15 protein-coding genes are annotated in these 26160 nt (G+C 69.8%); 13 read left to right on the forward strand and 2 right to left on the reverse strand.

Annotation, left to right across the window (positions count from 1 at the left end; all coding sequences use genetic code 11):
- The first annotated feature begins 32 nt into the window (after positions 1–32).
- From NE236_RS18580 to NE236_RS18625, 10 genes are all read left to right on the forward strand, one after another.
- A complete protein-coding gene (locus NE236_RS18580) occupies positions 33–212 on the forward strand; it encodes a hypothetical protein (RefSeq protein WP_252843281.1) in 180 nt (59 codons plus the stop codon).
- Between the two features lie 74 nt (positions 213–286).
- Positions 287–541 carry an alpha/beta hydrolase family protein gene (locus NE236_RS18585; protein WP_252843282.1) on the forward strand — a complete coding sequence of 85 codons (255 nt, stop codon included), beginning with the start codon at positions 287–289 and terminating at the stop codon, positions 539–541.
- A 53-nt stretch (positions 542–594) separates the two neighbouring features.
- Positions 595–1071: an enoyl-CoA hydratase/isomerase family protein gene (locus NE236_RS18590; RefSeq protein WP_252843283.1), complete on the forward strand. Its 477-nt coding sequence runs from the start codon at positions 595–597 to the stop codon at positions 1069–1071.
- On the forward strand, positions 1068–1514 hold the full coding sequence (locus NE236_RS18595) for a nuclear transport factor 2 family protein (RefSeq protein WP_252843284.1): 447 nt from the start codon (positions 1068–1070) through the stop codon (positions 1512–1514). Before NE236_RS18590 ends, NE236_RS18595 begins: the two co-directional genes overlap by 4 nt.
- A gap of 399 nt (positions 1515–1913) precedes the next feature.
- Entirely contained in the window at positions 1914–3611 is a 1698-nt protein-coding gene (locus tag NE236_RS18600) for a DUF8832 domain-containing protein (RefSeq protein ID WP_252843285.1), read from the forward strand.
- Positions 3608–4084, forward strand: a complete 477-nt coding sequence (locus tag NE236_RS18605) for a hypothetical protein (protein ID WP_252843286.1) — start codon at positions 3608–3610, stop codon at positions 4082–4084. The genes NE236_RS18600 and NE236_RS18605 overlap by 4 nt, the downstream gene beginning before the upstream one ends.
- Before the next feature lie 57 nt (positions 4085–4141).
- Complete coding sequence (locus NE236_RS18610) at positions 4142–5323, forward strand: hypothetical protein (RefSeq protein WP_252843287.1); 1182 nt, start codon at positions 4142–4144, stop codon at positions 5321–5323.
- A 4-nt stretch (positions 5324–5327) separates the two neighbouring features.
- Entirely contained in the window at positions 5328–5945 is a 618-nt protein-coding gene (locus NE236_RS18615; RefSeq protein ID WP_252843288.1) for a hypothetical protein, read from the forward strand.
- 251 nt (positions 5946–6196) lie between these two features.
- The gene (locus NE236_RS18620; RefSeq protein WP_252843289.1) at positions 6197–6526 is read left to right on the forward strand and encodes a hypothetical protein; all 330 of its coding nucleotides are present in this window, start codon (positions 6197–6199) and stop codon (positions 6524–6526) included.
- Positions 6527–7182: 656 nt separating this feature from the next.
- The gene (locus NE236_RS18625) at positions 7183–7392 is read left to right on the forward strand and encodes a ubiquitin-like domain-containing protein (protein ID WP_252843290.1); all 210 of its coding nucleotides are present in this window, start codon (positions 7183–7185) and stop codon (positions 7390–7392) included.
- A 59-nt stretch (positions 7393–7451) separates the two neighbouring features.
- Here NE236_RS18625 and NE236_RS18630 read toward each other — a convergent pair whose 3' ends face one another.
- Together NE236_RS18630 and NE236_RS18635 are read right to left on the reverse strand one after the other, a co-directional pair.
- Entirely contained in the window at positions 7452–8438 is a 987-nt protein-coding gene (locus NE236_RS18630) for an SDR family NAD(P)-dependent oxidoreductase (RefSeq protein ID WP_252843291.1), read from the reverse strand.
- 99 nt (positions 8439–8537) lie between these two features.
- Entirely contained in the window at positions 8538–9116 is a 579-nt protein-coding gene (locus tag NE236_RS18635; protein ID WP_252843292.1) for an LLM class oxidoreductase, read from the reverse strand.
- Between the two features lie 138 nt (positions 9117–9254).
- Between NE236_RS18635 and NE236_RS18640 the strand changes: the two genes are divergently transcribed.
- The 3 genes from NE236_RS18640 to NE236_RS18655 all read left to right on the forward strand — a co-directional run bounded on the left by NE236_RS18640 (position 9255) and on the right by NE236_RS18655 (position 26034).
- Positions 9255–9806 carry a TetR/AcrR family transcriptional regulator gene (locus NE236_RS18640; RefSeq protein WP_252843293.1) on the forward strand — a complete coding sequence of 184 codons (552 nt, stop codon included), beginning with the start codon at positions 9255–9257 and terminating at the stop codon, positions 9804–9806.
- Between the two features lie 998 nt (positions 9807–10804).
- Complete coding sequence (locus NE236_RS18645; RefSeq protein ID WP_289850579.1) at positions 10805–21049, forward strand: type I polyketide synthase; 10245 nt, start codon at positions 10805–10807, stop codon at positions 21047–21049.
- Between the two features lie 35 nt (positions 21050–21084).
- Positions 21085–26034 carry a type I polyketide synthase gene (locus NE236_RS18655; protein WP_252843294.1) on the forward strand — a complete coding sequence of 1650 codons (4950 nt, stop codon included), beginning with the start codon at positions 21085–21087 and terminating at the stop codon, positions 26032–26034.
- Positions 26035–26160 lie beyond the last annotated feature (126 nt).

The raw sequence follows: 26160 nt of genomic DNA on the forward strand, positions 1-26160 counted from the left end.
TCCCCCTCGGGTGCGACGGCCACCCCCGGAAAGTGAGCACCACGGTGAGGGCAGAGCGGAACGGGAAGACCGACGTGCGGTTCCGCCACCAGGGCGAATGCGTCACGCTCGACCTGGCCGACTGCGGGGACCGTACAGCGGCCGACGGGCCGACCGGTTCGCCGACGAGGTGGGCACTGTGGCCGACGCCCTCAGCAAGCGGTGAGCAGTGACCCGGCGGTGCCCGCCGAGGCCATCGACTTCTATCTGCAGCCGAAGCCCGACGGTGTGGGAAAACGAGGTCACGGTGCGTTCCACCCGCGCGGCGCGCATGTACGAGCCCGGGACCTGGATCACGAGAGTCTCACCCACGCCACTGCTCATGGTGGTCGCTCTCAACGACACGGTCACCGTGACCGACCTGGCGCTCGCCGCCTACGAGCGTGCGCTGGAGCCTAAGCGGCCGCACCTGATCCCGGGCGGCCACTTCGACCCGTACACCACCCAGTTCGACCAGGCGAGCGCTGCCGCCCTCGCCTGGTTCCGCGAGCACCTTGCCTGACGAGCGAACCCGCCCCCACGGGCCGCATCGCCGACACGACCGAAGGAAGAACCATGCCCCACCTCACCTACTCCATCGACGATGGCCTCGCCATGCTGGTCCTGAACAACCCCCCGCAGAACCGCATCGATCCGCAGATGGCCACCGAATTCGCCCAGGCCTTGGAGGCGATCGGACGCAGCAGCGCGCGAGCCGTTCTGGTGCGCTCCGAAGGTCCGGACTTCAGCTTCGGCGGTGACGTCGTCGACTGGCCGGACGCGGACGTGCGGGGACTGCGAACCCTCTTCGAGCGCTACATGCAGGTCTTCAATCAGCTTGAGCGGCTGCCGCTGCCGGTGATCGCTGCCGTGCACGGACTGTGCTTCGGCGGCGGTCTGGAACTCGCGTTCCGCGCCGACAATGCCTTGCTGGAAGAAGCGACAGCCTTCGCCCGCAAGACCGCCAAGGGGCCGACTCGCGCGTACGCCGCACACAAGGCCCTGCTGCGCCGCCGGACGCGCCTGCTTCCGTTGCCGAGGTTACGGTGGTGAACAGGAAGGTGGGACACCGGAAATTGGTCTCGCCCGACACTTCTGTGACGGAGGTGACGCGATTGGGGGGCCAGGAGACCCGGGCGGCGCTGGATCGGCACTGGGCGGCGTCCGCTGCTGGAGACCAAGACGCCGAGCACGAGATCTATCACGACGATGTCGTGGTCGACTATCCACAGTCGGGTGAGCGCATCCATGGCCGCCGAAACTTGCAGGCGCTCCGCTCGCACCATCCGGCCAAGCTCGACTTCACCATCCGCCGCATTCTCGGTGTCGGTGATCTTTGGATCACCGAATATGTGATCGACTACGACGGAAAACCGGCATTCACCGTCAGCATCATGGAGTTCCGCGACGGCAAGGTCGCCCGCGAGATCCAGTACTTCGCGGATCCGTTCGCCCCGCCGGCTTGGCGCGCCCAATGGGTCGAGCCGGTGCCCTGACGGCGGATCCGTCTTGTCGGCAGCCGGTTTCAGGGCAGGCCGCCTGGCCGCCGAAAGCTGCCAGGCGGCCCGGCCAACTCGGCAGGACACCTTGACCGGCGGAGCCCAAGAGTCCGGCCCGCCACTGTGGATTCTGATTTTGCCTCTCGTACACCACGCCCATGGACGCAACCCGCGAAGAGCCCCGACGCGTCCGACGAAGCTGGGGGCGTCCGTTCAGGCGCTGGAGCATCCGCAAACTCGCCGACTACCTAGGCAGCGGCGCCGCCCGGCGAGTGCGGATCGGCCGGGAACGGCTCCGGCAGATCGTGCATGAACGCCGGGTCACCTTCGAGCGCGCCCGCACATTGGCTAACCGCTATCCATTAGCTAGCAGTTAGGTACTAGGCTGCCCGCACGATGAACGACACCGCCGCTCGTACGACGGGGCACGACACGCCCCCGCTTACGGCTCATTCCCCCCGACGCCGCCTTGGTGCCGCACTCGCCGTCCTGCTGAGCGCCATGGCCCTGCTGTTCGCCATGAGCCCCCTGGCCGAGGCGGACTCCACCGCCGGCGGCGACGTGCAGGTCGCCCAGACGCTCGGCGACTGGGAGCTGACCGTCATCCTGCGCCGGGTCACCGGTGTGCCCGGACCTCTGCATGTGGACGTGATCACCCACACGGGCACGTCCGTCGGCCGCCTCAAGCTGACGGTGGTACCCACCGGGGTCTCCACGTCCGCGTCCGCCGCCTCGGCGTCGGGCACGGACGTCGACACCGCCGTGGTCACGTTGGGTAGCCGACCGGGGTCCTACCCCGGTGTGCTGGACGTCACCCAGGGCGGCCCGTGGGAGCTGTCACTCAGCGCCGGGAAGAGGACCGCGACGATTCCCTTCGTCGTGTCGAAGCAGACTGCCTCGCCGGCGGAGACCGCTGTCTACGTGGGCTTCAGCGGCGCCGGGGTCCTCCTCCTCGGCACCGTCCTGGTCGGCGTACGCGCGCGGCGCGGCTGGTGGACGCTGGTGCCGGCCGGCGGGATGGTCGCCTGTCTGGCCGTGGCGGTCACCGGCGCGCTGCTGTCGTCCCAGCTGCCGCTGCCGCCGTCGCAGGGTGGCCAGGTCGACGCCACCATCGACGGTGTCGGTGATCCCTACGCCTACGTCGGGCAGCGGACCAGCGACTACTCGCGCCCGCCGGCCACGCTGCTGCTGTCGTCATCCACGGTTCGCGCGGGCAAGGTCGACGATCTGCGGCTGACCCTGTCCGACGCGTCCACCGGCCTGCCCGTGGACGACGTCGTCGCCCACGACGGGGCGCTGCTGCACCTGTTGGTCATCGGCCCCTCGGGACAGCTGTGGCACCTGCACCCTGTAAGGACCAGCGCCGGCGAATTCGAGGTCGCGTTGTCCCTGCCCGAGGCCGGTCATTACGCGGTCTCCGCCGAGTTCGAACGCCGGGGTGGCGGCGTCCAGCAGCTTCGCTCCGCCACCGGCATCGACGCGGTGTCCGTCTCCGGCGCCGCCGCGCGGACCACGTCCGGTGACGCTCCGACGCGCGCGGGGACCGGTTCGCAGACCGTGGCCGGCGTCCGGGTACGGCTGACGGCGTCCTCGACGGTGGCGGGCAAGGCCGCTGCCCTCACCGCCCGCGTGGGGGACACGGCGACCCTGCAGCCCTGGCTCGGCATGCTCGGACACCTGATCGTCGTCGGCCCGGTCTCGCCCGCGGCAGCGGTGGGGACGGCGACGCAGGGCGCCCCGGTGTGGGCCCACTCCCACTCCATGGGCGCGGTGTCGGACGGCGACCACGACACGAGCGGCACCGACGACACGAGCGGCATGAAGGGGATGGCAGGCATGGGGAGGATGGAGACGTACTCGTCCTCGGCATCGCCCTCGTCCTCGGACATGAACTCGATGAGCGGTCTGACCTCCGTCAACGGCGACAGCACAGCCGACGAGACCGTCGCCGCCTACGGCCCCGACATCTCCTTCGTCTACACCTTTCCGACCATCGGCTATTACCGGATCTGGATCCAGGCCGAGCGCGACAGCACCATCCTGACCATCCCCTACCTGCTCCACGTCACCGGCACTTCGGAGAAGACCCGATGAGCGGGCATACGTCGCCGGCCGGCCGGCGGTCCCTGGTAGCCGCGGTGGTCCTGGCGGCAGCCCTGCTCACCGCGCTGGCGATCCATTCCCTGTGGGCGCCGTCGTCGGGCACGGCACAGTCCGCGTCCGACTACGCCCCGGAAGGCGCGGCGTCGCTCACTGGCGGCACCGCCCACGATGTGGTGATCCTGACGGTTTCCGCGCCCGTCACCGGCACCACCGCCGTCGACGTCCGGCTCGTACCGCGACACGGTGCCGCGACCAGCGGGTCATCACCGGTCGTCGCGGTCTCCGCGGTGCTGCCCACCGCGGGCCACGCGGTACCCGACTTCACCGCGGTACGGGCCTCGGACAACCGTTACCACGTTGCCGGCCTCCCGCTGATGATGCCCGGTCGCTGGGAGTTCCTGGTCGTCGTCGATGGCAACGGCCGCCACGACCGGCTCGTCTTCCCGCTCACCATCTCCCGCTGATCGCGCCGCGCCCTTCCGCGCGCCGTCTCCGTACGTCCATCCAGAAAGGTATGCCCGATGGACTCCGTCCACGCGCCCACGCTGACCGGCCCAGGCCAACCGTCCCCGCCCGATCACCCGCCGCGGCCCCAGCCGGCCGGCGCGGCCGGCGCGTACACCGTGCTGGCCGGTACCCTGATGTCGCTGGTCGGCGTCAGCTGGGACGTGCAGTGGCACGTCGACGTCGGCCCGGACACCTTCTTCACCCTCTCCCACCTGATGCTGTATTGCGGCAGCGCCATCGCCGGTATCGCCAGCCTGGTGATGGTGCTGCGTGCCACCTTCGCGGGGCGGGTCGGACGTCCCGCCGACCCCACCGTCGGCGGCAGTCCGGTCCGGGTTTTCGGTGGCACGTTCACCGCGCCCCTGGGGTACCTCGTCGCCGGAACCGGCGCCGCGCTGTTCCTGCTGTACGGCCTGATGGACCTGTGGTGGCACTCCCTGTACGGCTTCGACGCCGTACTGAACTCCCCGCCGCACGTTGCCCTGTTCATCTCCATCAGCCTGACCATGGTCGGCAGCGTCATCGTCTTCGCCGCCGCCCGCGCACAGCGCTGGGGGCGGATCGGGCTCGTCGTCAGCATCCCCGTGCTGATCACGTTCACCCCCATCACCACCAACGCCTTCAACGGAGTGTCCCCGGCCATCGACCCCCAGCTCGCGGGCACCGTCCTCTTCGCCGTCTGCTTCATTCTCATGGGAGGGATCACCCTGCGGCGCCGGGGGGTGGCCCTGTCCATCGCGGCCGTCCTCGGCGTCATGCAGCTCTTTCTCTGGTGGTTCTCGCCGTGGGCCGCGAAGGCCTACGCAGCCCACGTCGGGCTGCCCCTGCGGGACAACCTCCGGCACATGCCCCCTCAACTCCCCTCCGGCATACCGATGTTCATGCTCGCCGCGGCCCTGGTGATCGAGGCGCTGCTCCGGCTGGGGCGCAGGCGCGGCTGGTCGGGCCGCTGGCTGCCCCAGCTCACCGGCGCCGTCGGCGGCGTGGTGCTGAGCTTCTCCATGCTTGTGCAGACGTCGATGCTTCGCGGAGGGGCGGGCGCAGGGCCGATGGGTCCGTCCACCACATCCGCGACCACGGTGCTGACCGACGCGATCCTCGGGCTCGCGTTCGGTGCCCTGGCCGGCTACCTCGCCGCCCGCTTCGCCGTCCTGCTGCACCTCAACGCCCCCGCCACCGACCAGGAAGGCCGCTGACCCGATGCACCTCCGAACGCCGCTCCCGCCACGGCCGCGACCGGCCCGCACCACGCGCCGGCCGCTGAAGCACCGCGCCCGCGTTCTGCTCCTCGCCCTGTGCACCATAGGCGCCACGATTCTGGTCTCGGCCCCATCCGCACAGGCATACGCGCCGGTCGAGATCGTCCACACCGAGCAGGTGCAGGTCGGCCCGTACCACCTGACCGTGGGCTTCTCCAAGTGGCCGCTGCGCGCCATGCAGTCGCTGGACTTCACCTTCGCCCCCGACGGAGGACTGACGGGCAAATCCGGCATCCTCAGCATGACCGGCCCCGGTATGCAGGGGGGAATGCACATGGGGGGCCCGCTGTCCCGCCATCCGCGCAAAAGGGACGTCTGGGGCCTGGACGTTCGGTCGTTGTCCACGGCCGGACAGTGGAGCTTCACCTTCACCATCAACGGTCCCCACGGCCAGGGAACGGGCACTCTCGACAACATCACCATCCTCGCCCAGCCCGGCCCACCGCTGGCACTGAGCTGGACCCTTTGCACCCTGCCCGTCATCGGACTGATCGCCTTCCTGGTCGTCGCCTGGCGACGTCACCGTCCTTCCCGCCATCTCACGGTGGTGGGCATCTGAGACACCAGACGGCTCACGCCTGGCAGTACTCCCGAGCCCAGCAACTCGTCACCCCGCGCGGTGGCGAGATCGTGGTCGAGTACTTCGACATCGACAATCCCGCTGCGGCGGCCGTAGGCCAGCGACCTGTGAGCCTGCCCGTGGACGGAGAGTCGGTGACGAAACCTCCCGTTACTGTCCGTGCTCATGTAGATACCTGCTGTGATAGTGATGGGATCACACACTTCCGAGACACCCGAGAGGGGATCCCTGTGATCAGGCGTCTTCCGCTTACCGGCCTGACGTTGGCCGCCGCCGTGGTGGCCGGTGCTGGCCCGGCCATCGCCAGCGCGGCTCAGCCCCCTGCCCCCGGTTACCGCTGCCACGTGCTGCACCCTCACGGAGACGGCGCCTGGATGGGACGCGGCAACTGCCTCCCGTTCCACGGCGCCCCGCACCGCGGCCCCATCTTCGGCACTTTCACCCTCACCGGCCATTCGCCTGAGGGAGCGGAGAAGACCGTGACCTGCCGGGCGCACGAGGGGCAGCACTCCGGCTTCGCCGAGGTCCCGGTCTGGGTCCGCGGCTTCCGCTGCGACTAGTCGTTCGCCGACGCGCATCTCGGCGCCCGCTACCCCAGACCGCAGGGTGGCGGGTGCCGAGTAGTTGACCAATTGTCGTCGTTGGGGTTCCGGTCAGCGGTCGACTTGTGTGCGGTGGTCAAATCCATCTCGCGCGCTGGCGGAGTCGGGATTGCTCGTCCCGGTCGGCGCACAGCTGTCCGGCGGTGGCGAACCAGGCGGTCGGCTTTGTATGCCCGCCGCACGCCACGGTCCGAAGACACTGGCCAGTACGGTGCCGGGAGGCGGCCAACAGCGCGCCGTAGCCGCGTTCGCCGAGGTGGAGATGCTGGGTGGCCATGGGGGAGCATCGCCTCGGTGAGGCTGACCGTGGCGATGATGGCGGCCAGGCCGCTCACGGCCAGACGCGAGTCTGTACGGAGGCCGGCGTTTTCGAGCTGGATTTCAGGATGCGGGCAGCAACGGTATGGCGGAGGCGCTCCCACCGGACATCCTTGCCGACCTGCGGCTGCTGGTACGCCCGGACACGGTGCTGCGTTGGCACCGTGATCTGATCGGACGTCGGCACGCCGCCCGGTCCAGGCCCAAGCGGCCGGGCCGGCCGCCGACTGTGCGTTCCATCCGTGTTTTGGTGCTGCGGCCTGGTCCGGGAGAACCCTGGGTCGGGCTACCGCCGCGTGCACGGTGAACTCCTCGTGCTCGGGGTGAAGGTGGCCGCCTCGACCGTGGGGGAGATCCTCAAGGACGCCGGTATCGATCCGGCACCCAAACGCGTCTCCAGCACGTGGGCCGCCTTCCTCCGCTCACAAGCAGACACCTTGCTGGCGTGCGACTTCTTCGAAACGCGGCCCCGGCCCGCAGCCGTCGCGCTCTTCGCACCGGGCTGATGAGCACGACGGCTGCGGCTGCCGAATCAGAGATGTGGTGTGGTGTCTGGTGACGGTGGTTACGCGCGCACTGCGGCGAGCGACAGTTCCCACAGGCGGTCGGCGGCGTCCGGGTCGAGCGCGTACGGGGCTACGCCGCCGGGGGAGGATCCCACGGCCTCAGGCGTCAGCGTCTCCGCCTCGTTGTTGTCCTCGAAGTAGCGGCCGCCGATGCCCTCCAGCTGGGGGGAGGTCGCGACCAGCACGCTCGTCGCGGCGCCCTGGGCGATCGTCTTGAACCGGAACGGCGCGCCTTGGATCGAGCCGAGTTCCCCGGCCGCCTCGGCGGCGCGCAGCTGTGCGGCTTGTTCCGGATCCATGTAGCGAGACAGGTTCGTCGACATGATCACGCCGGGGTGGACGGCGTTGGCGGTGATCCCGTCGGTGGCCCAGCGGCTGGTCGCTCCGACCGCGAAGAGAACGTTGGCGGTCTTGGACTGCCCGTAGGCGAGCCACGGGTTGTAGGGGCGGGAGGTGAAGTTGATGTCGTCGAACTCGACGGGCGAGGCGTGGTGGCCGCGGGAGCTCAGCGAAACGATCCGCGCGTTGCCGGCCGCCGCGAGCGCGTCGTGGAGGCCGAGTGCGAGCGCGAAGTGGCCGAGGTGGTTGGAGGCGAACTGGAGTTCCCAGCCGTCCGGTGTGCGCTCGAGTGTGGGCAGTGCCATCACGCCGGCGTTGTTGACGAGGATGTGCAGGGGCCCGGTCCAGGCACTCGTGAAGGCGGCGATCGACGTCTTGTCTGCGAGGTCGAGCCGGCCGACATGGACGGCGTCGTTTCCGGTCGCCTTGCGGATGCCGGTCGCGGTGCGCTCGCCGGCGTCCGTGTCGCGGACCGCGAGGGTGACCGAGGCGCCGACGCTGGCGAGGGCGCGCGCGGTCTCGGCGCCGAGACCCGAGGAGGCGCCGGTGACGACTGCGTGCTTGCCGGTGAGGTCGACGCCTTCGATGACCTCGGCGGCCGTCGACTCCTCTCCGAACGGGGTGTGGATGCGCGGTGTGGTTGTCATTACCTCTGTCCTAGTCATTAGTCGGTTGCTTTTCCCTCATCTGAACAGGTGAGGGAGTCGGTCCGGCGGACCAGTGCAGGTGTCAGGGGACGGGGAGGCTCACGCCTGGTGCTCGAGTGCGGCCCGCTGCCGGGCCACCGTGTCGGCGCCCTCGTGCCAGATGTTGAGGATGCCGGTGGCCAGGGCGATGCGTTCGGTGGACTCGGCCAGCGCGGCGGCGTGGTGCACACTGCTGTTGCCCCCGAGCCAGATCGCGCCGAAGCCGAGATCTTCCAGCTCGGCTGCCGCGTGTCGCCGCTGTTCTTGAAGTACCGGGTCTTCGGAGCGCAGTTCGTGGCTGAAGATTCCGAAGCCGAGCACCCAGCCGATGTTCGAGGCGAAGACGAACATGAGCATTGCCCCGAGCTCCACCAGGAGCGATCCGATCAGGACGGGTCGGCGTCCGACGTGGTCGGACAGGGAACCGGCGACCAGGAGAGCCGCCAGCAGGCCCAGCGCGTAGGACGCGAAGGCGACCGTCAGCATCCAGGCCGGGAAGCGCCACTGCTGCTCGAAGACGACCAGCAGCGGCGTGGGCGCGCCCGCGGCCACATAGAGCGCCGCGAAGACGGCGCCCGACGCGGCGAACGCAGTGGAAGGAGCAAGCAGCCTCCGGGCCCGGGCAGGCTCGGTGCTCACAGGGACCGGGCTGCGGTCAAGTGTTGATTCGATGACGCGGAACACCTCGAAGCCCCCTAAGGCCAGGATCTGTGCGTTACGGGCAGCGTAGACCCAGGGGAGGGTTATTGCCAAATCCCGTGCGTTACCTTGGGGTCCATGACTGCAGAATCGTCCCCGCGGCGCCGCACCGGCGGCCGCAGCGCCGCTGTGCTCGCGTCCATCAAGAAGGCCGTCGAGGAACTGATCGCCGAACGAGGCAGCGATGCCATCACCGTCCCGATGGTCGCGGAGCGGGCCGGGGTGAATCACTCCAGCATCTACCGGCGATGGGGTGATGCGCGGACCATGATCAACGACCTGGCGACCTATCGGCTGGACCCCGAGCGCGGCCTTCCCGACACCGGGGATGTGCGGGCTGACCTGACTGCATGGGCGCAGGAGCTGATCAGCCACTACAGCGTCCCGGTGAACGCTGCCATCCTTCGGGGCGGGGCCGCCGCAGCGGGAGAGAGTGAATCGGACTGCCTGCGCGACCGGCGGGCGGAGGCGGCTGCCTTCGCCTCCCGGTCCGGCGGCGCCTTCAGTGGTGACGACGTCATCGACCGGGTGGTGGCCCCGATCATCTACCGCGTCATCTTCCTGCCCTGGACCCTGTCCGAGGTCGACGTACACGCCTACGTGGACGAACTCTGTGGCCGGCGCCCCTGAGCCCCCTCTCCTTCATCCGCGCTCGATGCGCAGATGTTTGCGTTAAGGAACGCTCAGCGCGCATCGGCCGGCCTGATCATCTCACTGGCTGACCAGCCACTAACGGCCCCAGCGACCCCAGGAAGGAGCACCCCACGGCCCGTGGAACCGCCGCCCACCCGAGCACTCCGGGCGGCCCGCCACGAACCCGTAAACCCCGAACCAGACGAACAGGCATGAACCACCGGCCGACCGAATCGCTTGCCCAACCCGGCCGAGCCGTGAGTCATCGAGGTTGACACTGCATCTAGGTAGACTTTTAATGTCTGCCATACACCCCAGGTGGGCCGAATTCGACTCGGGTGCCCGACGAGCAAAGGCGTCGTCGGTCATGGAGAGCAGTCTGCATGCCGTTGAATAGAGAGCGTCGCTGGCGCGCTACCCGTCTCTCTCCGTGATGGGGCGCATGCTGAACGGATGGATCCCACTGTGCGGCCCCACCGGCGGCACTAGCCGGATCTTCGGTGTCACCTCACGCGAAGCGCGAGTTTCGCGTGGTCGGCCTCGGGGAGCCGGTCGCGCTGTGGTGTGTAGTCCAGCCAGCGCCGGGTGCGGCCCCGTAAACGCAGTTCTGTGCCGCGACAGAACATTAGACACATCAAACGCACTTTAGGTTGATGGCTCGCCCGACCGCAGGCGTAATTGGTTCGACCTGGCGGATGGCATTGCTCCCAATGGCCGTGCGTTTAGCGATCCCTCTGTGAACTGGGCCACATCTTAGCGATCTGGTGCACAGGATTTTGCCTGCTCGGCGTGCACCCACCAAGCCGACGTGCATGGCTCCGACCTGGCTAAATGCTCCTAACGCATGGTCGTTGGCCTGACGAGTAGTTGCGCAATGGCCGTTCACTACGAATCCCGGGAGTTCCCATGCCGCTCCGTCAAGTCCCCGAGCCGGTCGGGAAACTGGCCGACCTGCTGCACGCCCGCAGAAACACCACGCCCGTCGGACCACAGAAATGAGCGGGACGATCTCGGCGGCCGACTACCTCGTCGGCTCCCCTGACCTAGGCGACTCGGCACACCATCGCGGCCTGCCGGAGGTGTTCGCGGCGGCTGTGAAGGCCCACGGCGACGCCCCGGCCGTCCTGGCGGCCGGCGGCGAGCGGTGGACGTGGAACCAGTGGCGGGCCGAGTCGCGGGCGCTGGCGGCCGGTCTGCGCGGGCTGGGCATCGGTGTCGGCGACGTCGTCGGGGTGCATCTGCCGAACTCGTGGGAGTTCCTGGTCGCTCACGTCGCGGTCGCCGAGCTCGGCGCTGTCATGCTTCCCCTGCACATCGCCTACGGTGAGCGGGATCTGGTCGCGTTGGCGCGGCAGGCCGGGGCTCGGCTGCTGATCCTGCCGGCGGCGCACCGGCCTCGTCTGTCTGATGTGGAGTCACTCGAACACGTCGTGGTCGTCGGTGACGTCGACAGCGAATCGGCGGGCCGGCTGTCGTTCGGTTCGTTGGTGCGTGATCACCGTGATGTGGCATCCGTGGCCGTCGAGTCGAACCCGGACCTGCCGTTCGTGGTGTTGCCGTCGTCGGGCACGACGTCGGGCCGCCCCAAGCTGTGCCTGCACAGCCATGGTGCGTTGCTGTCGAACGCGGCGCGGGTGGCGCTGGACGGCCGGGCACGCGGCGACGACACGATTGTGAGTGCCAGCCCGTTCACCCACCTGTTCGGGCTGCTGTCGGTGCACCTGTCGCTGCTCACCGGTGGCCGGCAGGCGCTGCTGCCCCGGTGGGACGTGGCGGCCTGCCACGATCTCGTCGGCCATACCGGCGCGAGCGTGTTGTTCGCGGTGCCGGCGCAGCTGCGCGACCTGGTGCAACGGCTGCGAGGTGACGCGGCGGCCGGGCCGTTGCAGCTACGCGAGGTACGGACTGGTGGCGCGGCCGTACCCGGCTCGCTGGTGGCCGACGTGCGGCAGCTGACCGGGGCGACCACGATCGTGCAGTGGGGCATGTCCGAACTCGGCGCCGGCACGGCGACGCGGCCGGACGACCCGCCCGAGGTCGCGGTACGCAGCATCGGCCGACCGTTCACCGGGAGCGCGGCTCGCGTCGTGGACGAGGCCGGTCGAGCGTGCCCGAACGGCGAGGTCGGGGAACTGCAGTACCGGGGGCCGCATCTGTTCCGGGGCTATCTCGGCGATCCCGAAGGCACCCTGGCGGCGATCACCGCGGACGGCTGGCTACGTACGGGTGATCGGGCCAGCCGCAACGCGGACGGCACCGTCAGCTACGCGGGGCGCGACGCCGAGGTGATCAATGTCGGCGGGCTGAAGTTCAACGCGTCGGAGATCGAGGGACTGCTCAGCGATCTGCCGCAACTGGCAGCGGTGGCCGTCGCGGGCCGTCCGGACGCCCGGCTTGGCCAGTATCCGTGTCTCGTCGCCGCCGTACGCCCCGGCGGGACCGTCGACCTGCCCATGATCCACGCCCACCTCACCGCGAAGGGCACGGCGGAGTACAAGCTGCCGGTGGAGCTGGTCCTGGTGGACGAGCTGCCGCTCACGCCCACCGGCAAGATCGCGCGCGGTGGCCTGGTCGAACTACTCGCCGGCGAGACGCGGGGACCGGCCGATCGGTGGCCGGCCCGGCTGGCGGCGCTGAGCGAGGCGGAACGCGGCCGCGTGGCGTTGGCGTTGGTGCGCGAGCGGCTCGCCGGGCTGTTCCCGGACGACGCCGCCGGGGCCGTGGACCGCACGTTCCGGGAGCTGGGCGTGAGTTCACTCGGCGCGGTGCGTCTCGCGGTGGACCTGGCCGCGGTCACCGGGTTGCCGCTGCCGACGACCGTGCTCTTCGATCATCCGACGCCGGGGGCGCTGGCGCGACACCTGGTGGACCTGGCCGCCGGCGAACACGTGACCGTCGGTCATCCGACGCCATTGGCTCTGGCTGAGCATCTGAAGGTGGAGTCGTTCGGTGGGGGCGCCGCCCTTGCGACACCGCGGAGCCCGGTGGTAGTGGGTGATGCGGTTGCGATTGTGGGGATGAGCTGCCGGTATCCAGGTGGGGTTTCCTCGCCGGAGGATTTGTGGCGGCTTGTTGCCGACGAGGTGGATGCGGTGTCGGAGTTCCCCGATGATCGCGGCTGGAACGTGGAGCGGCTCTACGATCCCGATCCGGATCGTGCGGGGACGTCGTATGTGCGGCGTGGCGGGTTCTTGCATGACGCGGCCGATTTCGATGCTGGTTTCTTCGGGGTTTCGCCGCGTGAGGCGTTGGCGATGGATCCGCAGCAGCGGTTGTTGCTGGAGTCGTCGTGGGAGGTGTTGGAGCGGGCGGGTATCGACCCGGAGTCGCTGCGGGGCAGCGACACGGGTGTTTTCGCCGGGGTGATGTATCACGATTATGCGACGCGGCTGGACCTGGTTCCGGAGGATATGGAGGCGTATCTGGGGCTCGGTAGCGCGGGAAGTGTGGCTTCTGGCCGGATCGCGTACACGTTCGGTTTCGAGGGGCCGGCGGTGTCGGTGGATACGGCTTGTTCGTCGTCGCTGGTGGCGTTGCATCTGGCCGCGCAGTCGCTGCGGTCGGGGGAGTGTTCGCTGGCGTTGGCGGGCGGAGTGGCCGTGATGGCGTCGCCTGCCACCTTTGTGGAGTTTTCGCGGCAGCGGGGATTGTCGCCCGATGGCCGGTGTAAGGCTTTTGCGGCGGGAGCGGATGGCACCGGCTGGGGAGAGGGCGTCGGCGTGCTCTTGCTGGAGCGGCTTTCCGATGCCCGCCGTCATGGGCATCCGGTGCTGGCCGTGGTGCGGGGTTCGGCGGTGAATCAGGATGGTGCGTCGAACGGTCTCACCGCGCCGAGCGGTGTTTCTCAGGAGCGGGTGATTCGGCGGGCTCTTTCCGTTTCCGGTCTTGGTGTGTCCGACGTGGATGTCGTGGAGGCGCATGGGACGGGGACGGTACTGGGAGACCCGATTGAAGCAGGGGCTCTTTTGGCGACATATGGGCGCCGCGATCCGGGCACGCCGTTGTGGCTGGGTTCGTTGAAATCGAATATCGGTCATACGCAGGCCGCGGCCGGCGTCGGCGGGATCATCAAAATGGTCGAGGCGATGCGACGCGGGATCTTGCCGCGGACGTTGCATGTCGACGAGCCGTCTCCGCATGTCGATTGGTCGTCGGGCGCGGTCGAGCTCCTGACCGAACAGCGGCCATGGCCGGAGCTGGGCCGGCCGCGGCGCGCGGCGGTGTCGTCGTTCGGAGTCTCCGGAACCAACGCGCACGTCATCCTCGAGCAGGCGCCGGCCGCCGAGGAGCCAGTCCAAGACCGGTCCGGGTTGCCTGTGGTGCCGTGGCTGCTGTCCGCGCGAAACAGTGCCGCCTTGCGGGCGCAGGCGGAACGGCTCCTGTCCTTCACCGACACACAAACCGACATCGACGCACTCGATATCGGCTACTCCCTCGCCACAACCCGATCCCGGCTCGACCATCGAGCCGTAATTCTCGGCACCAACCGGCAAGAACGCCACACCGCCCTCGAAGCAGTGGCCGGTGGTGCGCCTGCGGCGAAAGTGATCGAGGGAACCGCGGCCGGAGCACCCGCGGTCGCCTTCCTGTTCAGCGGTCAGGGCAGCCAGCGTCCTGGAATGGGCCGTGAACTGTACGACACGTATCCCGTGTTCGCCCGCGCTTTCGACGAGGTGTGCGCGAAGCTCGCCGATCGGCTGCAGAAGAACGTCCGCGACGTGGTGTTCGCCGTCGCGGGCACGGCGGAGGCGAAGTCACTGGACCAGACCGTGTTCACCCAGGCGGCTCTGTTCGCGATCGAGATCGCGCTGTTCCGGCTGGCCGAGTACCTCGGCGTCCGGCCGGCCTACCTGATGGGGCATTCGATCGGTGAGCTCACCGCCGCGCATCTCGCCGGTGTGTTGTCGCTGGACGACGCGGTGGCGCTGGTCGCGGCTCGTGGCCGGTTGATGCAGGCCTTGCCTGCCGGTGGGGCGATGATCGCCGTCGAGGCGGCCGAGGAGGAGGTCCGGCCGCGGCTGCGGGCTGGAGCCGGGATCGCGTCCATCAACGGGCCGAGGTCCGTCGTGCTCTCCGGTGACGAGGACGCGGTGATCGCGATCGCCGGGCAGTTCCGGGCGGAGGGCCGCAAGACGAAGCGGCTTCGGGTCAGTCATGCCTTCCACTCGCCCCTGATGGAGCCGATGCTGGACGAGTTCCGCCGGGTGGCCGAGGAACTGTCGTACCGGCCACCGGTGATCCCCGTGGTGTCGAACCTGACCGGGGCGGTCGTCGACGGGGACGACCTGCGCACGCCGGACTACTGGGTGCGGCACGTGCGCGACGCGGTCCGGTTCAGCGACGGTGTGCGGGCCCTGCGCGCGGCCGGGGTGACCGCGTTCCTCGAGCTGGGCCCGGACGGCGTGCTCACCGCCACGGCGCAGGAGTCGTTGCTCGAACCGTCCGATGTGGACGCTCTCGTGCTCACGTCGGCACTGCGTCGTGACCGGGACGAGAACGTCGCGTTCCTGACCGCGCTGTCCGAGCTGCACGTGCACGGCGTGCCGGTGGACTGGGCCCGGCCGTTCGCGGACCGCGGTGCCCGGAAGGTGGAGCTTCCGACCTACGCCTTCCAACGCCGTCGCTACTGGCTGGAACGCTCCGGGGCGGCCACCGCGGCCGGGCCTGCCGCGTCGCCGGACGCGGCGGAAGACGGAGCACCGGTGCGGTTCGCCGAACTGCCGGAGGCCGAGCGCGGCAGGGCCTTGATCGAACTCGTGCGCGTCCACGCGGCGATCGTCCTCGGACATGACGGGCACGGCGACATCGAGCCCGGGCAGGCGTTCAACGAATCCGGCTTCGACTCGGTGACCGCGGTCCAGCTGCGCAACCGCCTGGTGGCGGCGACCGGAGTGGTCCTGCCGGTGACCGTGCTGTTCGACCATCCGACTCCCTTGGCTCTGGCTGAGCATCTGGGGGTGGAGTTGTCCGGCGGGCGCTCGGCGGAACCCACCCTGGTGACACCGCGGAGTTCGGTGGAGGACGACGCGATCGCGATCGTGGGGATGAGTTGCCGGTTTCCTGGTGGGGTTTCCTCACCGGAGGGTTTGTGGCGGCTCGTCGTCGACGAGGTGGATGCGGTCTCGGAGCTTCCCGAGAATCGCGGCTGGGACGTGGAGCGGCTCTACGATCCCGATCCGGATCGTGCGGGGACGTCGTATGTGCGGCGTGGCGGGTTCTTGCACGACGCGGCCGATTTCGACGCGGGATTCTTCGGAGTCACCCCGCGTGAGGCGGCTGCGATGGATCCGCAGCAGCGCCTGTTGCTGGAGTCGTCGTGGGAAGTGCTCGAGCACGCGGGTATCGATCCGGTGACGCTGCGCGGCAGTAGAACAGGCGTGTTCGTCGGCGTCGTCCACCACGACTACGGCGCCCGGCTCTACGGCAACCTGCCCGAGGCGGCAGAGGGCTACGTCGCCATCGGCAGTGCGGCCAGCGTGGCTTCGGGCCGAATCGCGTACACGCTCGGTTTCGAGGGCCCCGCGGTGACGGTCGACACGGCGTGTTCGTCGTCGCTGGTGGCGTTGCACCTGGCCGCGCAGTCGCTGCGCCAAGGGGAGTGCTCGCTGGCGATCGCCGGCGGCGCGACCGTGATGTCCGCCCCGCTTCCCTTCATCGAATTCAGCAGGCAGCGGGCGTTGTCGCCGGATGGCCGATGCAAGGCCTTCGCCGCGGGGGCGGATGGCACCGGGTGGGGCGAGGGCGCGGGTGTGCTCCTGCTGGAGCGGCTGTCCGATGCCCGCCGTCACGGGCATCCGGTGCTGGCTGTGGTGCGGGGTTCGGCGGTGAATCAGGACGGCGCCTCGAACGGTCTCACCGCGCCGAGTGGTGTTTCCCAGGAGCGGGTGATCCGGCAGGCGCTCGCTGTCTCCGGTCTCGATGTGTCCGATGTGGACGTTGTGGAGGCGCATGGGACCGGCACCAAGCTGGGAGACCCGATCGAAGCGGGAGCGCTCTTGGCGACGTACGGCCGCCGGGATCCGGATAATCCGTTGTGGCTGGGTTCGCTGAAGTCGAATATCGGTCATACGCAGGCCGCGGCCGGCGTCGGCGGGATCATCAAAATGGTGATGGCGATGCGGCACGGCGTACTGCCGAAGACGTTGCATGTCGACGAGCCGTCGCCGCACGTGGATTGGTCATCGGGCGCGGTCGAGCTGCTGACCGAGCAGCGGGAGTGGCCCGAAGCAGGGCGGCCGCGACGGGCGGCGGTGTCGTCGTTCGGCATGAGCGGAACCAACGCACACGTCATCATCGAACAGCCGGAGCCGATCGCCGAGTCCGGCCAGGGGCGGAAGGCACTCTCCGCGATACCGATCGTGGTGAGCGGCCGGGGCGAAGCCGCCCTCTGTGCTCAGGCGGAACGCCTGGTGTCTCATGTGGACACCGATCTTGTCGATCTCGCCTACTCGTCGATCGTGACGAGGTCCGCGTTCGCCGACCGCGCGGTCGTCATCGCCACCGGTACGGACCAGGCGCGGCAGGCATTGAAGGCGCTGGCGGCCGGAGAGCGGCGCGACGATCTCATGCGAGGCACGGCGAGCAGCGACCCGAAGACCGTTTTCGTCTTCCCCGGTCAGGGTCCGCAGTGGTTCGGGATGGCCTCGGAGCTCCTGGAATCTTCGCCGGTGTTCGCGGAGCGGATGGCCGAGTGCGCGGCTGCGCTGGCGCCGTTCGTGGACTGGCGGCTGCACGAGGTCATCGGTGACGAAAACGCTTTGGCGCGAGTGGATGTCGTGCAGCCGGTGCTGTGGGCAGTGATGGTCTCACTCGCCGAGGTATGGCGTTCGTTCGGTGTCGTTCCCGCCGCGGTGGTGGGGCATTCGCAGGGTGAGATCGCGGCGGCCTGTGTCGCGGGAGCGCTCACGCTGGAGGACGGGGCGCGGGTGGTGGCCCTGCGCAGCCAGGCGATCACCGCGCTGGGGGGCAGCGGCGGCATGATGTCGTTGAGCCTGCCCGCCGAGCAGGCCGAGAACCTGGTGGCGCCCTGGGACGGGCGGATCCAGGTCGCCGCGATCAACGGGCCGGCCTCCACCGTGGTGGCCGGAGATCCGGACGCACTTGACGACCTGCTGGCCACCTGCGAGGCCTCGGAAATCCGGGCGCGGCGGATTCCGGTGGACTACGCCTCGCACACCTCGCACGTCGAAGCGATCCGCGACGAGGTTCTGGAGGCACTGGCCGGTGTCAGCCCACGATCGTCCGGAATCGCCTTCTATTCCACGCTGACCGGGCAGCGCATCGACACCGCGGAACTCGGCGCTGGATATTGGTACGACAACCTGCGCGGCACCGTCCAGTTCGAGCAGGCCACCCGGCGGCTGATCGAGGACGGGCATGACCTGTTCGTCGAGACCAGCGCGCATCCGGTACTCACCACCGCGATCCAGGACAGCCTCGACACAGACGGCCTCGATGCGCTGCGCGGCGGGACGGCCGTCGGTTCGCTGCGCCGGGACGAGGGTGGCTGGCAGCGTCTGCTCACCTCGTTCGCGGAAGCGTACGTGCGGGGGGCTCCGGTCGACTGGAGCCTGCTGTTCGCCGGGGCCGGCGCGCGCCGGGTCCAGCTTCCGACCTACGCGTTCCAGCGCGATCGATACTGGCTCGACGCGAGCCCGGCGACCGGCACCGCGTCCGCGGTCGGACAGACCAGCCCGGAACATCCGCTGCTCGGCGCGGCGATCACTCTGGCCGGGGGCGACGGCGTCCTCTTCACGGGCAGGCTGTCGTTGGCGACCCACGCATGGCTCGCGGATCACGGTGTATTCGACATGGTGATCCTGCCCGGCACCGCGTTCCTCGAACTGGCCCTGCGAGCGGCCGAGGAGGTGGGCTCCGACCTGGTCGAAGAGCTGACCATCGAGGCCCCGCTGGTCCTGCCGGAGAACGGTGCCGTGCAGCTGCAGGTCTCGGTCGGTGGTCCGGACCAGGCGGGACGGCGTCCAGTGAACGTGTATTCCCGTCCGGAAGGGGACGCGACCGAGGAGTGGACCCGGCACGCGAGCGGCATGCTCGGCTCGGGTGGCGGTGCGGGCGCGCCGGCGTCCGACACGTGGCCGCCCGCCGGTGCCGAGGAGATCTCCGTCAGCGAGCTTTACGACGACTTCGCCGCGATCGGCTTCGCCTACGGCCCGGTATTCCAGGGCTTGACGGCGGTCTGGCGCCGGGGCGGCGAAGTCTTCGCTGAGGTCGGTCTCGGCCAGGAGGGCCGGAACGAGGCCGCCCGGTTCGGCATCCATCCGGCGTTGCTGGATGCCGTACTGCACGCGACTGTCGCGGGCCGCCTCGTCAATGCCGACGACTCCGGCAGGCTGCCGTTCTCCTGGACCGGAGTGTCCCTTCACGCCGCCGGCGCGTCCGAGCTGAGGGTCCGGCTGACTTCGGCGGGAGACGACGCGATCTCGCTGGCGATCGCCGACGGTACCGGCAGGCCGGTGGCATCGGTCGAATCCCTTGCGGTCCGCCCGGTTTCGCCCGAGCAGCTGACGGCCGCGGGCGGGGCCGCGCACCGGTCGCTGTTCCGCGTGGACTGGGCCAAGACGGCCGTTCCGCCAGTGGACGCCGGAGAACCTCTGACGCCGCACGCGGATCTGACCTCGCTTGGCGATTCGCCGCCTGCCGTCGTCGCGGTGTCCGCTGAGCAGGGCTCCGGCGACCTCGCGGTGCGGGCGCGTTCGGCGACCCAGTGGGCGCTGGCGCTTGTCCAGGAATGGCTCGCCGATGAGCGTTTCGCATCCTCCCGGCTGGTCGTCGTGACGCGCGACGCGGTGGGGACGGACATCGCGGCCGGGCTCGATCCGGCCGGCGCGGCCGTCTGGGGGCTGGTGCGGTCGGCACAGTCGGAGAACCCGGACCGGTTCGTGCTGGTCGACGTCGACACCGACCAGCACGAGGCCGTCCCGCCGGAGCTGCTGTCGGCCGCGGTCGCCACCGGTGAGCCGCAGCTGGCGATCCGCGGGGGCTCGGTGCTGGTGCCGCGGCTGATCCGGCCGGCCGCCGCGGGCACGGAGAAGACGGGCCCGGAGAACCAGCCTTGGGATCCGGGCGGAACGGTGCTGATCACCGGTGGGACCGGCACCCTTGGTGGTTTGATCGCCCGGCATCTCGTCGCCGCGCGGGGCGTTCGTCGGCTGCTGCTGACCAGTCGGCGCGGCGCGGCGGCAGAGGGCGCCGGCGAGCTCGTCGCCGAGCTGACCGAGCTTGGCGCGTCCGTGACCGCCGTGGCCTGCGACGTCTCGGACCGGAACGCGGTCGCGAAGCTGCTGGCCGAACATCCGCCTGCCGCCGTGGTGCACCTGGCCGGGACCCTGGACGACGGAGTGATCTCCGCGCTGACGCCGGACCGCGTCGACGCCGTGCTGCGGCCCAAGGTCGACGCCGCGGTGAACCTGCACGAGCTGACCAGCGGCCTGTCGGCGTTCGTGCTGTTCTCCTCGGTCTCTGGCACCTTTGGCGGTCCCGGCCAGGCGAACTACGCGGCGGCCAACGCGTTCCTCGACGGCCTCGCCTGGCAGCGGCGGGCCGAGGGACTGCCCGCCACGTCGCTGGCCTGGGGGCTGTGGGCGCAGGACAGCGGGATGACCGGTCACCTCGGTGAGCTCGATCTGGCCCGGATGGCCCGCAGCGGGTTCCGGCGGCTGACCTCGGCCGAGGGGCTGGAGCTGTTCGACGTGGCGCTCGGGTTCGGCGACTCCGCTCTGGTCCCGGTCCCGCTCGATACCGCGGCTCTGCGAGCGCAAGGTGATTCGATCCATCCGCTGCTGCGCGGGCTGGTCCGTGTCCCGGCCCGGCGCAAGGCCCAGGACGCCGCTTCCGGGGAAACGCTTGCCCGCCACCTGCGTGGACTGGCCGCGACGGACCGCCGGGAGTTCCTGCTCACGCTGGTGCGCACCGAGGCCGCCGGCGTGCTGGGCCTCGCGGGCCCGGCGCCGGTGCCGGCGGGCGGCACCTTCGCCGCCGCCGGGTTCGACTCGCTCACCGGGGTCGATCTGCGGAACCGGTTGTCGGCGGCGACGGATCTACGGCTGCCCGCGACGTTGATCTTCGACCACCCCAGCCCGGCCGCGCTCGCCGGCTTCCTCCTCGACCTGCTCCTCCCGGACGACGGCGGCGAGGCGGGCGAAGAGGAACGGCCGGACTTGGTCGCCGAAATGGACGCCGAGGACCTGGTCCGGTACGTCCTCGGTGATATCGAAGCCTGATCCCCAACGCCGACTGGAAGAGGAGACCAAAGCCGATGGCCGCGTCCAACGAGCAGCTTGTCCAGGCCTTGAGAAAATCGGTCCAGGACAACGTGCGGTTGCGCGATCTCGTCGCACATTCGACCGAGCCGATCGCCATCATCGGGATGGGGTGCCGGTTTCCCGGTGGCGTGCGGTCACCGGAGGACCTGTGGCAGCTGGTGGCCACCGGCACGGACGCGGTCGGCGGATTCCCCACCGACCGTGGCTGGGATCTTGACCGGCTCTACGATCCGGATCCCGAGCGGCCGGGCACCTGCTATGTCCGTGAGGCCGGTTTCCTCTCCGACGTCGCCGAGTTCGACCCGGTCTTCTTCGGAATCGCGCCGCGCGAGGCGGCGGCGATCGACCCGCAGCAGCGGCTGCTGCTGGAAACCGCATGGGAGGCGGTGGAACGCGCCGGCATCGACGCGCTGTCCCTGCGGGGCAGCCGCACCGGCGTGTTCGCCGGGGTGATGTACGACGACTACGGCTCCCGGCTGTCTCCGGCCATCCCGGAGGATGTCGAGGGCTACGTCGGTATCGGCAGTGCGGGCAGCGTGGCGTCAGGTCGGATCTCGTACACGTTCGGGTTCGAGGGTCCCGCGGTGTCGGTGGACACGGCGTGTTCGTCCTCGTTGGTGGCACTGCATCTGGCTGTGCAGTCGCTGCGGCAGGGGGAGTGTTCGCTGGCGCTCGCCGGCGGTGTCGCGCTGATGGCGACTCCGGGCGTCTTCGTCGAATTCAGCAGGCAACGGGGTTTGGCGCCCGACGGCCGGTGCAAGTCCTTCGCCGAGGGTGCGAACGGCACCAACTGGGGCGAGGGCGCCGGCCTGCTCCTGCTGGAACGGCTCTCCGACGCCCGCCGTCACGGACATCCGGTGCTGGCCGTGGTCCGCGGTTCGGCGGTGAACCAGGACGGGGCGTCGAACGGGCTGACCGCGCCGAACGGCCCTTCCCAGGCCCGGCTGATCCGCTACGCGCTGGCGAACGCCGGACTGACCGCGGCCGAGGTGGACGCGGTCGAGGCACACGGCACCGGAACCGCGCTGGGCGATCCGATCGAGGCACAGGCCCTGCAGGCCACCTACGGCCAGGAGCGGACCGGCGGCAGGCCGCTGTGGCTCGGGTCGCTGAAATCGAACATAGGCCACGCCCAGGCCGCGGCAGGCGTCGGGGGCGTGATCAAGATGGTGCAGGCGATGCGGCACGGTGTGCTGCCACGGACGTTGCATGTGACCGAGCCATCGCGGCAGATCGACTGGTCCGCCGGCGAGGTGGAGCTGCTGACCGAGCCGCAGCCGTGGCCGGAAACGGGCCGGCCGCGCCGCGCCGCGGTGTCGTCCTTCGGGGTCAGCGGCACCAACGCTCACGTCATCGTCGAGCAGGCACCGCCCGAGGACGAAACCGAGCGGTCGGCCGAACGCACGGTCCCGGTGGTGCCGTGGCCGCTTTCGGCGCGCGGGAAGGCCGCGTTGCGCGCGCAGGCGGCAAGCCTGCTGTCCTTTGTGGACGCCGAGGCCGAGCTGAGCCCGCTGGACGTCGGGTATTCACTGGTGACCACGCGCGCCGCGTGGGCGGACCGGGCGGTCGTCGTCGGCACGGACCGCGATGGCCTGCGCGCTGGTCTTGCCGGACTGGCGGCAGGCGAGCCGGCGGAAACGGTGGTCACCGGCACCGCCGACGTCGAGGGCAAGGTCGTGTTCGTCTTTCCCGGCCAGGGCGCGCAGTGGGTGGGCATGGCGGCCGAACTGCTCGAGACCGCACCGGTTTTCGCGGAGCGGATGCAAGAGTGCGCGACGGCCTTGGCGCCGTTCGTGGACTGGGACCTGTTCGTGGTGCTGCACGACGAAGAGGCGTTGCGGCGGGTGGACGTCGTCCAGCCGGTGTGCTGGGCGGTGATGGTCGCCTTGGCCCAGCTGTGGCGCGCGTACGGTGTCGTGCCGTCGGCGGTCGTCGGGCATTCTCAGGGCGAGATCGCGGCGGCCTGCGTCGCCGGGGCACTGTCCCTGGACGACGCGGCGCGGGTGGTCGCGCTGCGGAGCCGGGCGATCCGCGCGCTGGCCGGCACCGGCGGGATGGCTTCGGTGCGGGCGTCGGCGGAGCGGGTCGCGGAGCTGGTCGGTGATCGTGTCGGACAAGTGCGCATCGCCGCCTTCAACGGCCCGTCCGCGACCGCGGTCTCCGGCGAGCCGGACGCGGTGGAGGAGGTGGTGCGCCGGGCCGAGGCCGCCGGGCTCAGGGCGCGTCTGATCGCGGTGGACTACGCGTCGCACTCGCCGCAGGTCGAACGCATCGCGGGTGACCTGCTGACCGCGCTCGACGGCATTCGGCCGATGTCCGCGGAGATCCCGTTCTTCTCCACTGTGGATGAGAAATGGCTCGACACCGCCGCGCTCGACGCCGAGTACTGGTACCGCAACCTCCGCCAGCCGGTGCTGTTCTCCTCCGCCTGCCGTGCCCTCGCCGAAGAGGGCCACAGCGCGTTCGTCGAGGTCAGTCCCGCTCCGGTGCTGACGACCGCGATGGAAGAGGAGCTGGAGGACCTGCCGGTGCCGACCGTGGTGACCGGCACGCTGCACCGGGCCGACGGCGGCTCGGCTCGTTTCCTTGCCTCGCTGGCTCGGCTGCACGTCCGGGGAATCCCTGTCGACTGGCCCGAGGTCTTCGCCGGAACGGGTCCGCGGCGGGCGGACTTGCCGACGTACGCCTTCCAACGCCGGCGTTACTGGTTGGACGCGGCGCGATCGGTGGCCGATCGCGCGTCGGATCACCCGCTGCTGGACGCACCGATCAGGCTCGCGGGTGGGGACCGCGTGGTGATCACCGGCCGCTTGTCCGCCCAGGCGTCGTACGGCTCCGCGGTGTTCATCGAGCTGGCTGTGCGTGCCGGTGACGAAGTGGGCTGTGACCTCCTCGAGGAGCTGACGATCTCCGAACCGCTGGTGCTGCCGGAGGACGAGGGGCGGCACCTCCAGGTGGCCGTCGCGGAGCCGGATGCGCGGGGCAGGCGAGTCGTCACCATCCACTCGTCTCCCGCGGGTGACGACACCTGCTGGACCACGCACGCCACCGGGATGCTCGCCACTGGAAAGCCGGGCGAGCCGACCTCAGCGCAGGGCGAGCGGCTCGCCGAAGTATCGCTGCCCGAGGCCATGGTGGCCGAGGCCGGCCGGTTCGGTCTCCATCCGGCGTTGCTGGACGCCGCACTGCGCGCCGTGACCGACACGGAGTACGCCGTTTCCTGGCGAGGCTTCTCCCTGCTCGCGACCGGGGCGACGATGCTGAAGGCCCGAGCGTTCCCAGCCGGACCCGGTGCGGTGTCCCTGCTGCTGTCCGACGGCGCCGGCTTGCCGGTGGCCGTCGCGGAAGCGGTGGTCCCGGGGCAGGCTCCGCCTCGGCGCCGTGAGCCGGACGCATCGGGTCCGCGTGCTCGCGCGTCGGCCAGGCGGGCAGCGCAGTCCACTGAGGACAGTGAGGCCGGCGCCGAACGGCTGCGTGGACTGCCCGCCGAGGAGCGGCATCGGGCGCTGGTCGAGCTGGTCCGGGCCACCGCGGCGAAGGTGTTCGGGCACGCCGGCATCGAGGAGCTCCAGGCGGCCAGTTCGCTTTCCGAATTCGGCCTCGACTCACTGTTGTCCGCCGAGCTGCGTGACCGGCTGGCCGCGGCGACCGGGCTTCGACTTCCCCTTGCCGCCATCTTCGGCAACGACACCCCCACCGCGCTCGCCGGTTTCCTGGCCAGGCAGCTGGAGGGTGAGAGGACGGACGCCGCGGTCGACTTCGAGGCCGAAGTACGGCTGGCCTACGACGTGCGGCCGGCGGCGGAGATCGTGCGGAGCGCCGCCGACCCCGAACACGTCCTTCTCACCGGCTCTACGGGCTTTCTCGGCGCGTTCTTGTTGCGCGACCTCATGCGGGAGACCGCGGCGACCGTGCACTGCTTGGTGCGTGCGGAATCGGAGTCCGCCGCCATGGACCGGCTCCGGGCCAACCTCCAGTGGTACGAGCTCGCGGACGCCGTGGACTTCGGTCGCGTTTCGGTTGTCCGCGGTGATCTCGGCCTGCCGGGACTCGGACTGTCCACTGAGGACTACGACGTCCTGGCACGCACCGTCGACGCCGTCTACCACGCGGGCTCCGTCGTCAACCATCTGCAGCCCTATCACCTGCTGAAGCAGATCAACGTCATCGGCACCGAAGAGGTGCTACGCCTGGCCGCGAGGCACCGCAGTGTGCCGGTGCACTACGTGTCGACCATGGGCGTCTTTGCGCACAGGGTGTCCGACGGCTCGCCACTTCGCACGAGTTCCGTGACCGGCCCGGCCGCCGCCCTGAAGACCGGGTATCAGCAGAGCAAGTGGGTCGCGGAGGAGATCGTCCGGCTGGCCGCCGAGCGTGGCTTGCCGGTGAGCGTCTATCGCCCCGACTTGGTGTCCGGCGATCGGACCACCGGTGCGTGCCAGACCAGCAACTTCGTCTGGCGGAGCTTGAAGGGCTGTCTGCAAGCGGGCGCCGTGCCGGAGGACGCGGCGGCGCTGTTCCCCGTGACGCCGGTGGACTACATCAGCGCGGCGATTGTGGCGCTCTCCCGCAGGCCACGGTCCTGCGGTACCACCTACCATCTGAACAACCCGAACCCGCTGAGCCTGCGCGCCATGGTGGAGCGGCTGCGCTTGCTCGGGTATCGCCTCGACGAGCTGCCGAGGCAAGCCTGGAACGCACTCGTCGAGTCGGACCGGGACAATGCGGCCTTCCCGCTCCTGGATGTTTTCAACGAGCTCACAAGCGCAGGCGAGGTTCAACGTCGCATAGTGGACGTCACCGAAACCGAGCGGGCTTTGGCGGGCACTGGCGTCGGCAGCCTGCCTGCCGCCGAGGAACTGTTCGACGTTTGCGCCAGGTTCTTCGTGCGGATCGGTTACTTTCCCGGGTCGGGCCTGGGGTATTCACCACTTAAAGCCTGATTGAGCACCGTCGTGACCGGTAACCGTGCGTACGCGGGCCCGGCTTGAGGTCGGCGGTACCGAGACACCTGGATCCACGCAGAAACGCAGCGGTCACTCCCGTTCGCTTGGCATGCTCATCACTTG

This window comes from Actinoallomurus purpureus, assembly GCF_024055795.1.
GTDB classification, from domain to species: Bacteria; Actinomycetota; Actinomycetes; order Streptosporangiales; family Streptosporangiaceae; genus Actinoallomurus; species Actinoallomurus purpureus.